The sequence below is a fragment of the Leucobacter sp. MMO-125 genome, from assembly GCF_037148395.1.
Taxonomy (GTDB): domain Bacteria; phylum Actinomycetota; class Actinomycetes; order Actinomycetales; family Microbacteriaceae; genus Leucobacter.
This window is the reverse complement of sequence record NZ_JBBCTL010000001.1, coordinates 719,848-734,199: the sequence shown is the minus strand read 5'-3', so window position 1 is coordinate 734,199 and position 14,352 is coordinate 719,848. Positions and strand designations below refer to the sequence as shown.

General features: G+C 67.7%; 14 protein-coding genes. 13 read left to right on the top strand and 1 reads right to left on the bottom strand.

The window, feature by feature from the left end:
• Positions 1-90 precede the first annotated feature (90 nt).
• The 3 genes from metE to WFI54_RS03320 are packed head-to-tail and all read left to right on the top strand — an operon-like array spanning position 91 to position 4,522.
• Positions 91-2,439, top strand: a complete 2,349-nt coding sequence (gene metE, locus WFI54_RS03330) for a 5-methyltetrahydropteroyltriglutamate--homocysteine S-methyltransferase (RefSeq protein ID WP_336651367.1) — start codon at positions 91-93, stop codon at positions 2,437-2,439.
• Entirely contained in the window at positions 2,436-3,620 is a 1,185-nt protein-coding gene (locus WFI54_RS03325; protein WP_336651366.1) for a hypothetical protein, read from the top strand. The genes metE and WFI54_RS03325 overlap by 4 nt, the downstream gene beginning before the upstream one ends.
• Complete coding sequence (locus tag WFI54_RS03320; RefSeq protein ID WP_336651365.1) at positions 3,617-4,522, top strand: methylenetetrahydrofolate reductase; 906 nt, start codon at positions 3,617-3,619, stop codon at positions 4,520-4,522. Before WFI54_RS03325 ends, WFI54_RS03320 begins: the two co-directional genes overlap by 4 nt.
• Before the next feature lie 85 nt (positions 4,523-4,607).
• Here the strand turns inward: WFI54_RS03320 and lexA are convergent, their stop codons facing one another.
• Positions 4,608-5,267: a transcriptional repressor LexA gene (lexA, locus tag WFI54_RS03315; protein ID WP_336651364.1), complete on the bottom strand. Its 660-nt coding sequence runs from the start codon at positions 5,265-5,267 to the stop codon at positions 4,608-4,610.
• Between the two features lie 262 nt (positions 5,268-5,529).
• On the opposite strand from lexA, the gene WFI54_RS03310 reads away from it, so the two are divergent.
• From WFI54_RS03310 to WFI54_RS03265, 10 genes are all read left to right on the top strand, one after another.
• On the top strand, positions 5,530-5,940 hold the full coding sequence (locus tag WFI54_RS03310) for a hypothetical protein (protein WP_336651363.1): 411 nt from the start codon (positions 5,530-5,532) through the stop codon (positions 5,938-5,940).
• A gap of 218 nt (positions 5,941-6,158) precedes the next feature.
• Positions 6,159-7,238, top strand: coding sequence for a histidinol-phosphate transaminase (locus WFI54_RS03305; protein WP_336651362.1), 1,080 nt, complete (start codon positions 6,159-6,161; stop codon positions 7,236-7,238).
• Positions 7,239-7,503: 265 nt separating this feature from the next.
• The gene (locus tag WFI54_RS03300) at positions 7,504-8,583 is read left to right on the top strand and encodes a DsbA family protein (protein ID WP_336651361.1); all 1,080 of its coding nucleotides are present in this window, start codon (positions 7,504-7,506) and stop codon (positions 8,581-8,583) included.
• 6 nt (positions 8,584-8,589) lie between these two features.
• Positions 8,590-9,444, top strand: coding sequence for a cytochrome c biogenesis CcdA family protein (locus tag WFI54_RS03295; RefSeq protein ID WP_336651360.1), 855 nt, complete (start codon positions 8,590-8,592; stop codon positions 9,442-9,444).
• A gap of 10 nt (positions 9,445-9,454) precedes the next feature.
• The gene (gene hisB, locus WFI54_RS03290) at positions 9,455-10,063 is read left to right on the top strand and encodes an imidazoleglycerol-phosphate dehydratase HisB (RefSeq protein WP_336651359.1); all 609 of its coding nucleotides are present in this window, start codon (positions 9,455-9,457) and stop codon (positions 10,061-10,063) included.
• A complete protein-coding gene (gene hisH / locus WFI54_RS03285) occupies positions 10,060-10,719 on the top strand; it encodes an imidazole glycerol phosphate synthase subunit HisH (RefSeq protein ID WP_336651358.1) in 660 nt (219 codons plus the stop codon). Before hisB ends, hisH begins: the two co-directional genes overlap by 4 nt.
• 40 nt (positions 10,720-10,759) lie before the next feature.
• On the top strand, positions 10,760-11,506 hold the full coding sequence (gene priA, locus WFI54_RS03280; protein WP_336651357.1) for a bifunctional 1-(5-phosphoribosyl)-5-((5-phosphoribosylamino)methylideneamino)imidazole-4-carboxamide isomerase/phosphoribosylanthranilate isomerase PriA: 747 nt from the start codon (positions 10,760-10,762) through the stop codon (positions 11,504-11,506).
• A gap of 22 nt (positions 11,507-11,528) precedes the next feature.
• A complete protein-coding gene (locus WFI54_RS03275) occupies positions 11,529-12,410 on the top strand; it encodes an SseB family protein (RefSeq protein ID WP_336651356.1) in 882 nt (293 codons plus the stop codon).
• Positions 12,411-12,550: 140 nt separating this feature from the next.
• Positions 12,551-14,161, top strand: a complete 1,611-nt coding sequence (locus WFI54_RS03270; protein ID WP_336651355.1) for a sodium-dependent transporter — start codon at positions 12,551-12,553, stop codon at positions 14,159-14,161.
• Positions 14,158-14,331: a methionine/alanine import family NSS transporter small subunit gene (locus WFI54_RS03265; protein ID WP_336651354.1), complete on the top strand. Its 174-nt coding sequence runs from the start codon at positions 14,158-14,160 to the stop codon at positions 14,329-14,331. Before WFI54_RS03270 ends, WFI54_RS03265 begins: the two co-directional genes overlap by 4 nt.
• Positions 14,332-14,352 lie beyond the last annotated feature (21 nt).

Below are 14,352 nucleotides of genomic sequence, written 5' to 3'. Positions count from 1 at the left end.
AACATGCGGGCTCCGTGTCGGTGGGGCGGGATAGCGTGTGGATGACCGGACAGCTTCCGGCATCCCACGCCCCCGAACCGAAGGACCAGCATGTCCGCAACGACGTCCCTGCCCAACGCCACGATCCTCGGATACCCGCGCATCGGCCGCCGCCGCGAACTGAAGCGCGCCATCGAGTCCTACTGGAAGGGCAGCACCAGCGAGGCAGAACTCGTGCAGACGGCGCGCGAGCTGCGCGCTGCCACGCGTGCCCGGCTGGTCGAGCTCGGTCTGCCCGCTGCGGGCGGGGCGGTGCCCGAGAGCTTCAGCTTCTACGATCAGGTGCTCGACGCAAGCCTGGCGCTCGGGGCGATCCCGGCCCGGTTCGCCGATGTCGCCGCGGGTGCGAGCGACCTCGAAATCTATTTCGCTCTCGCACGCGGCGACAACGATCACCAGCCGCTCGAAATGACGAAGTGGTTCGACACCAACTACCACTACAGCGTGCCCGAGATCGACGAGCGCACCCCCTTTGCTGCGAACCCGGCAGCCCTCGTCGCACAGCTTGCCGAGGCCGCCCAGCAGGGCATCGCATCGCGCCCTGTGCTCGTGGGCCCCGTCACCTACCTGCTGCTCGCGAAGGCTTCCGACGATGCCGCGCCAGACTTCCGCCCGATCGATCGCCTCGACGAGGTTGTGGCGGTCTACGCCGAGCTGCTGGGCGCGCTCGCCGCAGCGGGTGCCGGGTGGGTGCAGCTCGACGAGCCCGCCCTCGTCTCGGATGCGCTCCCCGTGTCGCGTGAGGAAGCACTCGCGCTTGCCGAGCGCGCCTACGGTGTGCTCGGCGCTGCCGCCGCGGCGGGCGATATCGTGCAGCGCCCGCAGATTCTGCTCACGACGCCCTACGGTGACTCGTCTGCTGCGCTGCTGCGCCTTGCCGCCCTGCCGGTCGAGGCGGTGCACGCCGATCTCGTGCGCGGCACCCTGCCGATCGAGGCGCACGACTCCGGTGCGCTGGCACATGCCTTCACCGGCACGCAGCTCGTTGCGGGCGTCGTCGACGGCCGCAACATCTGGCGCACCGATCTGCGCAAGGCCTTTGGCATCGCCGAGTCGCTGCGCGCCTCGGGCGTCGACGTCGTGGTGGGCACCTCCAACAGCCTGCAGCATGTGCCGCACGATGTGAACGACGAGACGAAGCTCGATGAGCGCCTGCAGTCGTGGCTCGCCTTCGCCGATCAGAAGGTTGAGCAGGTGGCGATCCTCGCCCGCGGCCTCAGCGAAGGTGCCGCGGCCATCGAGGGTGAGGTGGCCGAGGTCGATCGTGTGCTCGCGGATCGCGCGGCCGCTCCTGGGGTGCGCGTCGATGGCATTCGCGAGCGCGTCTCGGCTGTGGCCGCAGCGGATCGCAGCCGCGCCGACGAGGAAGCGCGCCGCGAGGCCCAGCGCGCGCTCGGCATTCCGAACCTCGCCACCACCACGATCGGTTCGTTCCCGCAGACCACCGAGATTCGTCAGGCGCGGGCAGCGTTCACGCGCGGTGAGATCGACAAGGACGCCTACGATGGCTTCCTGCGCGAGGAGATCGAGCGCGTCATCAGGCTGCAGGAAGAGATCGGTCTCGACGTGCTCGTGCACGGTGAGGCAGAGCGCAACGACATGGTGCAGTATTTCGCCGAACTGCTCGACGGCTTCGCGGTCACCGAGCACGGCTGGGTGCAGTCGTACGGCACGCGCGCTACGCGCCCTTCGATCCTGTGGGGCGACGTGTCGCGGCCAGCTCCGATGACCGTCGCGTGGTCGGCGTATGCACAGTCGCTTACGGATCGCCTCGTCAAGGGCATGCTGACGGGCCCCGTCACGATCCTCGCGTGGTCGTTCGTGCGCGATGACCAGCCCCTCGCCGACACCGCCAACCAGGTGGCACTCGCCCTGCGCGACGAGATCGATGACCTCGTCGACGCAGGCATCAAGATTGTTCAGGTCGATGAGCCGGCACTGCGCGAGCTGCTGCCGCTCGAAGCCGAGCGCCAGCCCGCCTACCTTGACTGGTCAGTCGGGGCGTTCCGTCTCGCGACGAGCGGTGCGGCAGCGGAAGTGCAGATCCACACCCACCTCTGTTACTCCGAGTTCGGCGAGATCATCGACGCCGTTGACGGTCTCGACGCCGATGTGACCTCGATCGAGGCGGCCCGCAGCCGCATGGACGTTGTAGAGCCCCTCGGTGATCACGGCTACTCACGCGGCATCGGCCCGGGTGTCTACGACATCCACTCACCGCGTGTGCCCAGTGTTGCCGAGCAGACCGAGCTCATCCGCATCGCCGCGAACCGCATCCCCGGTGAGCAGCTGTGGGTCAATCCCGATTGCGGTCTGAAGACTCGCGGCTACGAGGAAACCGTGGCAAGCCTCACGAACCTCGTGCGGGCGGCTCAGGCGGTGCGCGAAGGAGCGGTGTGACCCCGCGACCCGTTTCGCAGCAGCGGTCAGGGGGCACTCGCGCCCCCTGGCCGGCCACCGGGCTTCCCACTGAGCCCGTCGGTTCACTGCCGCGACCGGCGCGGCTGCAACGCGCGGTGCTTGACGCCGAGACCGGGCTCGCCTCGCTGGCGGAGCTGCGCGCAGAACAAGATCTTGCCGTGCGCGACACCCTCGGGCGTCTCGCCGCGACGGGTTCGCCGATCATCACTGATGGCGAGCAGCGCAGGCACAGCTTCGCGAGCTATCCGCTGGGCACCGCCGATGTTGAGGAGGGCCCCGTCTTCGCGGTGTTCGCCGATGGACACCACAGAGTCATTCCGAGCCTCGCAAGCGCGCCCTTCGCGTTTCGCGCGTGGGCGGCCGACGATGTTGTTGCGGCGCGCGAGCTGACCGATCTGCCGCTCAAACAGGCTGTGATCTCGCCGTCGATGCTGTCGCTGATGGTGCCTGACGCGGGTCTTGGTAACTACTCGCGCGCCGACTTTTTGAGTGATGTTGTTGCGGGCTGCGCCGAAGATATTGTGCGCTGCTTCGAGGCCGGCGCTTCGCGCATCACGATCGACTTCACCGAGGGACGGCTCGCGCTGCGGCGCGATCTGCGCGCCCCGTGGGCGGGGCCGGAAGCCCTCGGGGGCTTCATTGACCTCATGAACCGGGTGCTGGATCGTCTCGCTCCCGAGCAGCGGGCCGCCGTGGGCGTGCATACCTGCCCTGGCAACGACAACGACTCTGCGCACAGCGCCGACGTCGACTACGCCGAGTTGATCCCCGAGCTGTTCCAGATCGAGGCGGGCTACTTTCTGGTGCAGGCCGCTGGGGAGAAGGATCCGGATCGCGTCGCTCGTCTCGTGGGGGCGCAGCTGCGCGGGCGCGCGTCGAGCGGTGCCGCGCCCCGGGTGCTGATCGGTGTGACGAACCCCACGAATCCTCGGTTGGAAACGGCGGAGCAGGTGCGCGATCAACTGGTGCGCGCAGCGCGCTTCGTGCCGCCCGAGCTGCTCGGATCCACCGATGACTGCGGCTTCTCGCCCTATCTCATCGATGAGAAGCCGCGTCACGGCTCCCCGGATTTTGCCCGCGATGTCGCCTTCGCGAAGATCGCAGCGCGCGTGCGCGGCACCGAGCTTGCCGCGGAGGCGCTGGCGGGGGTAGCCCCGTGAGCCCGCTGCCGCTCGCGGGCAGCGCAGCCACGCGCGCCCGCTTCTCCTTCGAGGTGTTCCCTGCGCGCAGCGGGGCGGCCGCGCTCGCGCTGGGGCACGCCGTGCAGCACCTGTCTGCGGCAGGGCCAGACTTCATCTCGGTCACTTACGGGGCCAACGGTTCCAATCGCGACGCCTCGCTCGACCTGCTGCGATACCTGCGAGATCACACTGATGCGCTGCCGCTCGCACACCTCACCACCGTCGGCGAGAGCCGCGACGCGGTCCGCGAGACGATCCATCGCGTCATGGACGCAGGCGTGCACGACTTTCTCGCGCTGCGCGGGGATCCGCCGCGAGGTCTCGACGAAGACGCGCCCGCAGTCGCGGGGTCGCTGTCGTCGCTCGAACTCGTCGAACTCATCGCTGAGGCTCGTGCCGAACGGCCGCCGCTGACGAGTGTGGGCCGCACGTCGGTCGCCGCATACCCGAACGGACACCCGCAATCGCGTTCACGTTCGGAAGACATCGACTGGCTCGTCGCCAAGCAGGAGGCCGGTGCACAGTTCGCAATTACCCAGCTGTTCTTCCGTGCGGAAGAGTATCTCTCATTCGTTGACGACGCGCAGCGGGCCGGGCTGCGCATCCCCGTGCTGCCGGGGCTGATGCCGGTCTCGACGAGTGGGCAGCTGCGCAAGGTCGCCTCGCTGGCGGGGCGGCCAGCGCCCGAAGGGCTGGTGCGAGCGCTTGAGGAGGCTGGGGGATACGCCCCGGAATTGGGTGTGGAGCACACGCTCGAACTCGCCCGCGAACTCCTCGCCGGCGGTGCGCCCTCAGTGCACCTGTACACCTTCAACAGGCACGAGCAGGTGCTTTCGGTGCTGCGCGAACTTGAGCTGCTGACGCCAGATCCTGTGGGTTAAGCGCGCTTCACGGAACGGCCCCTTGCTGTGCCCTGCTGGGGTAAGAGACAGTGAGGGGCCGTTGTTGCGTTGACGCCTGGCAGGGTCAGACTGAACGGAAGACCGCCACGACCCGGCCCAGCACTTCAGCGTGGTCGCCGAGGATCGGCTCGAAAGCGCTGTTGCGGGGGAGCAGCCAGGTGTGGCCGTCGCGGCGGCGGAATACCTTAACCGTTGCCTCGCCATCAAGCATGGCCGCGACGATGTCGCCGTTCTCGGCCTCGCGCTGCTGGCGCACGACAACAAAGTCGCCGTCGCAGATGGCCGCGTCGATCATGGAATCGCCGACCACGCGCAGCATGAACAACTGGCCGTCGCCCACCAGCTGGCGGGGAAGCGGCACGATCTCCTCGACCTGCTGATCGGCGGTGATGGGCACGCCGGCTGCAATCTGCCCGACCAGCGGCACGTAGGCGGCCTCTTCTACCTGTTGCGCAGGTGCGTCGGCGATGGCCGCGTTCGTGCTCGCAAGCTCGACGAGGATCTCGAGCGCGCGTGGGCGGTTCGGGTCGCGTCGAATGTAGCCGCCGAGCTCAAGGCGGCTGAGCTGGTGCGTGACGCTTGAGAGAGAGGACAGGCCGACAGCATCTCCGATCTCGCGCATGCTGGGCGGGTAGCCCCTCGACTCAACCGAGCGGGCGATGTATTCGAGGATCGCCTGCTGCTTCTCGCTGAGGGGCTTCCGGGAGTGGGGAACGTCGCTCATCGCTGTCCTTTCCGAGGCCCGAGGGCGGTGATGGTGCCGGTCGATCCATGAATGTCAGTGGTTGCTGATTCAGTGATGCCGTTGCTCGAAACCCTAGTCCCTGTATTCGAACACGGCCAAACACCTGTTCGAGTGTCGCGGAAAAGAACGAAAGATATCTTCGAACAGAAGCTTGTGGTTTCGAATAATCGAAGATATATTCGAAACAGATGTTCGCCCCGATGTGATATTCGCGGGCGTCGCAGAGAACGGAGAAGCCACTATGAGTGCACAGGCGGTTCTGCAGCACGAGTCGTACGAGATTCCCTCAGTGGGAGGCGAAGCAAAACTTCGCCTCACCCGACGAGGGCGCGTGGTATTCGGTTCGCTGCTCACGGTGCTCGTGGCGGCCCTGCTCGCGATGGTGGCGACCTTCGCCGCGCCTCAGGCGTTGGCATCGGTCTCTGCATCCGAGAAGCAGCAGTTCCACTACGTCGTTGCGCAGCCCGGCTCCTCCCTCTGGACGCTGGCCACCGAGCTCGATCCCCAGGCCGATCCGCGCGAGCTCGTGGCCGAGATCGTTCGTCTGAACCAGCTCGACGGATCCGGTATCGAGGCGGGAGACGCGATCGCGGTGCCGTTGCGCTACTCCGACAGCCCGGCTGTTTTCCAGGCTGACGAACTCGGAGTCTGAGCGGGTTTGCCGGGTGCTGGCCCGGGTTTGCCGGGTGTTGTCACGGGTGTGCTGAGTGCGGGTTTGGGTCTGCGGGGTGCGGGTGTGAGTCTGGGCCTGTTGGGTTGGGGTCAGGGTCTGAATCTGCAGGGTCTGAATCTGCCGGGTGTGGCTCGGGGCATGCTGGGCGGGAGCCTGGGGCTGACGGCTCAGTGGGAGTTGGGTTCTAGACTGGTTCGGTGACCAGTCTGAGTGACCTTCCTCTTCGCGCCAATCTTGTCGGCAAGCAGCCGTACGGGGCTCCGCAGGATCCCGTGCCGGTGAGCCTCAATGTCAACGAGAACACGCATCCCATTCCCGAGGATGTCATCGCCGACATTGTGCAGTCGCTCGCGACCGCGGTGCGCGGGGTCAATCGTTACCCCGACCGTGAGTTCACCGAACTGCGCGAAGCGCTCGCCGGATATCTGGGTCACGGCCTGGCCGCCGAGCAGCTGTGGGCCGCGAACGGCTCCAATGAGGTGCTGCAGCAGGTGCTGCAAGCTTTCGGCGGCCCCGGTCGCTCGCTGTTGAGCTTCACCCCCACCTACTCCATGTACCCGCTGCTCGCCTCGGGCACCGACACCGAGTGGGTCGCAGTGGAGCGTCCCGCAGACTACGCGCTCACCCCCGAACTCGTTGTCGAGGCGCTTCGCGAACACCGCCCCGATATTGCGATTCTGTGCGGCCCGAACAACCCCACCGGCACCCCGCTCGACCGCGACGTGATCCTCGCCGCCTACGATGCCTTCGACGGTATCCTCATCGTCGACGAGGCGTACCACGAGTTCGACGCGCAGCACGAGAGCGCTGTCACCCTGCTGCCAGGGCGCCACCGCCTGCTCGTCTCGCGCACCATGAGCAAAGCCTTCGCTTTCGCGGGTGTGCGGCTCGGCTACCTCGCCGCCGACCCTGCGGTGATCGACGCGCTGCGTCTCGTGCGCCTGCCGTACCACCTCTCGGCCCTGACGCAGGCTGCCGCAACAGCAGCGATCCGCCACTCCGAGGAAATGCTTGCCACCGTTGCCGATATCCGTGAGCAGCGCGACAGGCTCGCCGAAGCCCTCGAAGCGCTCGGTTACGCGGTGCACCCCTCCGGCGCGAACTTCCTGCTCGTCGGCGGCTTCGCCGACCCAGACGGAGTCTTCGAGTCGCTGCGTGCGCAAGGCATCCTGATCCGCAATCTCGGCATCGAGGGCCACCTGCGCATCACCGCGGGCACCGAAGCCGAGACCACCGCCGTAATCGACGCCATCACCGCGCTCACGCCCGCGCGATGACGCTGCCGGGCTGACGCCGCGAGCTGACTCCGCATCTGCCGCGGCCCGCCCGGCCCGTGCGCACCGGTGCAATCGAGGTCGTTTCTGGCCGTGTTGCGACAACACCCGGCCAAGAGTGACCCCGATTCTGTGGAGGCCGCAGCGATCGTGGCGTGTGCGTCCGTTGGCCGGGGGCGTGGGTCGGCGCTGGCCGCCGGGGCTACACCGGGAGCGGTTCCCATACAAGTGACAGCTAACTCTCGGGCGCGTGGATAGGCTTGGCGCGATGTCTCAGCACGAACACGACCGCGCGACCAGATCCGAGAACGCTTCGGATGCAGCTGACAATGCCGCACCACAGCCAGAGACGGGTGATGCCCGGCAGACTGCCGCCCAGCAGCCCGCTGCGGCGGTACCCGCCGCGCAGCCGCGCCAGGCAGAAGTCCAAGCCAAGCCGGAAGCTGAAGCCAAGCCGGATGCTCAGGCCGAGCCGGAATCTCAGGCCGTGCCTGACAGCCCTGCCCAGGCCCAGCCCCCGGCTGTGCCGCCTCGCCGCGGCCCGGCGGAGGGGCTCGACCGCCGCACGCTCGAACGGCGATACCGCTTGATGCGCAATGTTGTTGTGCTGCTGGTGGCACTCGTCGTGGTGCTTACCGGTGTGTCTGTCTCACAGTTCGCGCAGTTGCGGGGCGGCGCTGCGGCAAGTTCGGGGTCGGTGGCGGGCGGCGCCGACGGCGCTGCGAACGGTTCCGCTTCAGCACCGGACGGATCCGCCGCAGCCGAGAGTTGCGCTGCTCCCGAGCGCCGCGATGCCGCCGACGCGATGGCGCTCGGCGACGTCGATGCTCCCGTGGTGCTGGCTGAGTGGACCGATTTCCGGTGCCCCTACTGCGGGGTGTTCTCGCGAGATACCTTGCCGGTGTTGCTCAACGAGTACGTCGATACCGGGAAGGTGCGCCTTGAGGTGCACGACGTCGACTTCATCGAGGGTGAAGTGTCGGCCCGGGTGGCGGTGGCGGCGCGTGCTGCCGGCGAGCAGGGGCGCTACTTCCCGTACCTGTTCGCGGTGTACGAGGCGATGAGCCAGGATCGGCCGGCCATCACCGACGCGCTGCTGATCAGCTATGCCGAGGAGGCCGGCGTGGCCGATATCGCCCGATTCACTCATGATCTCGACAGTCCCGAGCTGCGCGAAGCGGTGCGCGTCAGCAGCGAGCAGGCGAAGCAGCTGGGCGTCGGCGCGGTGCCGTTCTTCGCAGAGACCGCGAACTGTCGGGTGCTGCAGGGCGCCCAGTCGATCGAGCAGTTCCGCAGTCTCCTCGACGAAGCGGTGGCCGATGCCGGTCGTGGTGAGACGGGCGAGTAACGCGAGGTGGAGCTTACGCTGCTCGGTGCGTTTCTTGGTGGCACGCTGACACTGCTGAGCCCCTGTTCGGCGATGCTGCTGCCGGCGTTCTTCGCGTACGCCTTCAGCAGCCCGGGGGCGCTCATTGCGCGCACGGGGGTGTTTTTCCTCGGCCTCGCTACCTCGCTGGTGCCGTTGGGGCTGCTCGCCGGCACTGTCGGTGCGTGGGTGACGATGCATCGCGATGGCCTGATGACCGCGGCGGCAATTGTGGTGATGGTGCTGGGTGTCGCGATGATGCTCGGCATCCGCCCGCCCGCCCTGATCGGCCAGCGCGGCGCGAAGAGCACGTCTGTTGCCTCGGTGTATCTGCTCGGCACTGTCTACGGCTTGGCGGGGGTGTGCGCGGGGCCGCTGCTCGGGGCTGCGCTCACCATGGCCGCGTACGGCGGCAACGCGCTGCTCGGCGGCGCGGTGATGCTGGTGTTTGCGGCGGGCATGGCGCTGCCGTTGCTGCTGCTCGCACTGCTGTGGGAGCGGATCCCCGGGGTGCGGCGCCTGGTGCGGCCGCGTGAGCTTGTCATCGGCCGCTGGCGCAACGCTTGGAGCAGTGTCATCGGCGGTGCGCTGACGGTGGGCATCGGGGTGCTGCTGCTCGTTACCCGCGGCACGAGCACGCTCGGCAGCGTGCTCGGATATTCGGAGCAGGCCCGCATCGAGGCTTGGGTGCAGCATGCATCGGCCGCGATCCCGAACTGGGCGTTCGTTGTCGCCGTGCTGCTGGTCGGCGGCATGTGGATCGCGGTGCGCCAGGCGCTGCGCCCCGATTCCGAGCCGCGTGATCAGGCACCGGCAGCAAATGCGCCCCGCGATCCCCGATAGAATCATGCACATGACCGCAGTCGCACGCACCGCCTCGCTCGAACGTTCCACGAGCGAGTCGCAGATCAGCTTGAGTCTCGACCTCGACGGCACCGGCACCTCAGACATCGACACCGGCGTACCGTTCTTCGACCACATGCTCACGGCCTTCGCCCGCCACTCGCTCACCGACCTCACGGTGCGCGCTACCGGTGACGTGCACATCGACGTGCATCACACCGTCGAAGACACTGGCATTCTGCTCGGCCAGGCCATCCTTGAAGCGCTCGGTGACAAGAGCGGCATTTCGCGCTACGGCGATGCCTTCGTGCCCCTCGACGAGGCGCTCGCGCAGGCCGTGGTCGATATCTCCGGTCGCCCCTACCTCGTGCACTCCGGCGAGCCCGTCGGCTTCGAGTTCCACCTCATCGGCGGGCACTTCACTGGTTCGATGGTGCGGCACTTCTTCGAGGCGCTGGTGCTGAACGCGCGCCTCACGGTGCACCTGAAGCTGGTTGAGGGGCGGGATCCGCACCACATCGCCGAGGCCGAGTTCAAGGCCTTCGCCCGCGCACTGCGCCAGGCGAAGGCGCTCGACCCGCTTGTCGCGGGCATCCCCTCAACCAAGGGAGCCCTGTGACGGGGAGCGGCGTCGCCGGAGAAACCGAGAACAAGCGCGTCGTCGTTCTCGACTACGGCTCTGGCAATGTGCACTCGGCGGTGAAGGCGCTTGCGAAGGCGGGCGCCGAGGTCGAGCTGACCCGAGATCCGCGGGCGGTCGCCGAAGCTGACGGCCTGCTCGTGCCCGGCGTGGGCGCCTTCGACGCTGTGATGCAGCAGCTGAGAGCTGTGCGCGGCGACGAGATGATCGACCGCAGGCTTGCCGGGGGGCGCCCTGTGCTGGGCATCTGCGTCGGCCAGCAGGTGATGTTCGAGCGCGGCCTTGAGCGCGGCATCGAGACCGAGGGGCTCGGCCAGTGGCCGGGCACCGTGCGCAGGCTCGAAGCTGACGTGCTGCCGCACATGGGCTGGAGCACCGTCGCACCGCCCGAGAACTCGGTGCTGTTCCGCGGGCTTGCCGAGCAGCGCTTCTACTTCGTGCACAGCTACGCCGCCACCGAGTGGACGCTTGAAGGGCGCGGCGCGTCGACGCGGCCGATCGTCACCTGGGCCGAGCACGGCGAGCGCTTCGTTGCCGCGGTCGAAAACGGCCCGTTGAGCGCCACTCAGTTCCACCCCGAGAAATCTGGCGAAGCCGGCATTCAGCTGCTGCGCAACTGGATCTCGACTCTCTGATCTTCGCACCCACACCTCGTACCGAAGGAGCACCGCACACATGAGCGAACTGGCGCAGGGCCCGAAGCTGCAGCTGCTGCCCGCGATCGACATGGTCGACGGCAAGGCGGTGCGCCTGACCCAGGGCGAGGCCGGCACCGAGACCAACTACGGCAGCCCCGTCGATGCGGCGCTCGACTGGATCGAGCAGGGTGCCGAGTGGATTCACCTCGTCGATCTCGATGCGGCTTTCGGTCGCGGCAGCAATGTTGCGGTGGCGCGCAAGATCATCAAGCGCGCCGGTGATGTCAACATCGAGTTCTCGGGGGGTATCCGCGATGACGAGAGCTTGGAGGCTGCGCTTGAAATGGGTGCTCGCCGCGTCAACCTCGGCACGGCGGCGCTTGAGAACCCCGAGTGGACCCGCGCGGTGATCGCCCGCTACGGCGAGCAGATCGCGGTGGGCCTCGATGTGCGCGGGGAGACGCTTTCTGCTCGCGGTTGGACCGAAGACGGCGGCAACCTCTGGGATGTGCTGGAGCGCCTCGAAGAGGCCGGCTGCTCGCGCTACGTGGTGACCGACGTCACCAAGGACGGCACGATGCGCGGACCCAACGTCGATCTGCTGCGGCAGGTGTGCGCGCGAACGTCTCGCCCCGTGGTCGCCTCGGGCGGCGTGTCGAGTCTCGACGATCTTGTCGCGCTGCGCGAGATCGTGCCGCTCGGTGTGGAGGGCGCGATTATTGGCAAGGCGCTCTACGACGGAGCCTTCACACTGCCCGCCGCACTCGACGTGGCTGGTCGCTGACGGATCGCGTTCGCGCGCACGCATGGCTATCAAGAAGCTGCCTTCGACGGGTGACGCACCGCGCTCGACAGGGGTGCCCGAGAGTCTGGTGCCCGGTGGCGCCGCCGATTCTGCAGGGTTTCCGTGGGATGGCCGCACCTTCGATCATCACGGCACCGCGTTTGCCGACGACGACGGCGCGACGCCGGCGGCGTGGAGCACGGCGGTGGCCAGGGTGCGCCGGGCCGCGGCTCGGCTCGCTGCGGGCGAGCCCGGGGCGGATCTCGATGCGCTTGCCGCGGCTCACGCCGATGCGATTGTGGCGCTCTCGAGTGTGCGCCTGCTGATTCCGCTGCTCGCGGAGGCCGGCGAGACGGGGCTGACGCCGGAGGGCCGCGTCGTGGAGAAGTCGCAGGAGCTGTCGATTGTGACGGTCGCCGCGCCTGATGGCAGGCGGGTCATGCCGGCGTTCAGCTCCGTTGAGGCGATGCGCCGCTGGCATGACGAGGCGCGACCGATTCCCGTGCCCGGCCCGCAGCTCGCGCTCGCCGCCGCCCAGGAGGAGACCGACCTCATCATCATCGACGCGGGCACACCTGAGCAGGAGTTCGGGGTGCGTCGCACGCAGTTGCGGGCCGCAGCGCTTGGCGAGCACTGCGTGCCTGCGTGGGCGGATCCGCAGGTGCTCGAGGCCTTCCGGACGTCGATGGCGGGCGAGCCCCGCGTCGCGGAGGTGCTGCTCTTGCCCGGCGATCCCGAGGCGCGACTGCTCGCCCCCGAGACCGACGTGGTGCTGCGGCTTGCGCCGGGGCTAGCGCGAGACGCGTTGCAGCGGATTGTCGTGGAGGCGCAGCAGCGCTGGGCTGCGGATGCGATTATCGCCGAGCGTGTGGATTCGTTGCGGGTGCGGCCCGTCGCTGCGTGAGAGTGGCTGCGGCCTCTCTCGCTTGAACGCCGAACGCTTCGCCGGTGGGTGAGGGCGGTTCGGCGCGTGGCGGGTGTGCGCGTGTCGGCGGCAGCTGTTACGCTCGCGTACACATCGAGCTGGCAACGAAGGGGCGCCACATGACATCTCACACCCCCGCCGCAGCGCCGCGCGCGGAGTGGACCGGGCAGATCGGCTTCATCGTCTCGGCCATCGGTTCCGCAGTCGGCCTGGGCAACATCTGGCGATTCCCAGGCGTCGCCTACGAAAACGGCGGAGGCGCCTTCCTCATCCCGTATATCGTGGCGTTGCTCACCGCTGGTATCCCGATCCTCTTCCTCGACTACGCCATCGGCCATCGCTTCCGCGGTTCGGCACCGCTTGCCCTGCGTCGCATCGCGGGCAAGCTGGGTGAGGGCATCGGTTGGTTCCAGGTGATGATCTGCATCTTCATCGCCGTCTACTACACCGCGGTGCTGGCGTGGGCTGCGAGCTACTTCGTCTTCTCGTTCAGCATTCCGTGGGGTGATGATGCGACAGGCTTCTTCGTCGGCGAGTACCTCAAGCTCTCCGATGCACCGTTCACGATGGAGTTCGTGCCCGGCGTGCTGATTCCGCTGGTGCTGGCGTGGGTGATCGCACTCATCGTGCTCGGTGCCGGGGTTGTCAACGGCGTGCAGCGGCTCAACATGATCGCGCTGCCGCTGCTCGTCGTCGGTTTTCTGGTGCTCGTGGTGCGGGCGCTCATGCTGCCCGGCGCAGCCGAAGGTCTGAACGCGCTGTTCACCCCTGACTTCTCGGCTCTCGCCGACCCGGGAGTGTGGGTGGCTGCCTACAGCCAGATCTTCTTCTCGCTGTCGGTGGCATTCGGCATCATGATGACCTACGCCTCCTACCGCAAACGTCGCTCGAACATGACCACGCCGGGCCTCGTCGTGGCGTTCGCCAACTCCTCGTTCGAGATTCTTGCGGGCATCGGCGTCTTCGCCACGCTGGGCTTCTTCGCCTACCAGCAGGGCATTGCGGTGAGCGAACTCGAAGGGCTCACCGGCGTGGGGCTCGCCTTCATGACATTCCCCGCAATCGTGGCCGAGATGCCTGGCGGCCCGTTCTTCGGTGCACTGTTCTTCGGATCGCTCACACTCGCGGCACTGACCTCGCTGATCTCCATCCTCGAGGTCGTCTTCGCCGGGATCATCGACAAGTTCGGCATCAGCCGCAAGACGGCCGCCTACGGCCTGGGTGGGGTGCTCGCGGTAATCTCCGTCGTGCTCTTTGGCACCACATCCGGTCTCATCGCACTCGACACCATCGACAACTGGGCCAACAACATCGGTATCGTCGCCTCGGCGGTGGTCACCACGATCACCGTGCTCTGGATTCGTCGCGCCGGCCGCGAGCTGAGCGGTCACCTCAGCACCCTTTCCACCTTCAAGGTCGGCCGCGCCTGGCTGTTCCTGGTCTCGGTGCTGGGGCCCGTGGTGCTCGGCTACATGCTCATCGCAACAGTGGTCTCCCTGATCGCCGAACCCTATGAGGGGTACGACCCCGGCTACCTGCTCGTGGTGGGCTGGGGCTCCGTGCTGCTGATGATCGCCGGGTCGATCGTGCTCACGGTGCTGCCGTGGAAGGTCGCACCAGATCGCTTCACCCCCTGGCCCCCGCTCGAGGTGTCCGGGCGCCGGGCCGGCCCAGCAGCCACACCACACCGAGCGGCCGACGCCGCCTCAACCGAGGGAGGTGCGCGATGACTCCGATCGCAATCCTGTTCCTGGTGCTCGCCGCCGTGATCGTGTGGGGCGGCCTCCTGGTGAGCGCCCTGTTCCTCGCGCGGCGGCCAGAGGTCGCAGAGTATCCGGCAGGGGGAGACGACCCTGCCGGCGAAGAAGTTTACGATCTGCCGCCCATTCGCGACACGTGAGCGACGCCGGGCAGACAACCC

Bases quoted from the DNA above. Each gene is read 5' to 3' on its own strand.
- WFI54_RS03265 (WP_336651354.1), top strand. From the start codon at position 14,158: ATGACTCCGATCGCAATCCTGTTCCTGGTGCTCGCCGCCGTGATCGTG.
- priA (WP_336651357.1), top strand. From the start codon at position 10,760: ATGAGCGAACTGGCGCAGGGCCCGAAGCTGCAGCTGCTGCCCGCGATC.
- hisB (WP_336651359.1), top strand. From the start codon at position 9,455: ATGACCGCAGTCGCACGCACCGCCTCGCTCGAACGTTCCACGAGCGAG.
- WFI54_RS03270 (WP_336651355.1), top strand. From the start codon at position 12,551: ATGACATCTCACACCCCCGCCGCAGCGCCGCGCGCGGAGTGGACCGGG.
- lexA (WP_336651364.1), bottom strand. From the start codon at position 5,267: ATGAGCGACGTTCCCCACTCCCGGAAGCCCCTCAGCGAGAAGCAGCAG.
- metE (WP_336651367.1), top strand. From the start codon at position 91: ATGTCCGCAACGACGTCCCTGCCCAACGCCACGATCCTCGGATACCCG.
- WFI54_RS03300 (WP_336651361.1), top strand. From the start codon at position 7,504: ATGTCTCAGCACGAACACGACCGCGCGACCAGATCCGAGAACGCTTCG.
- WFI54_RS03310 (WP_336651363.1), top strand. From the start codon at position 5,530: ATGAGTGCACAGGCGGTTCTGCAGCACGAGTCGTACGAGATTCCCTCA.
- WFI54_RS03275 (WP_336651356.1), top strand. From the start codon at position 11,529: ATGGCTATCAAGAAGCTGCCTTCGACGGGTGACGCACCGCGCTCGACA.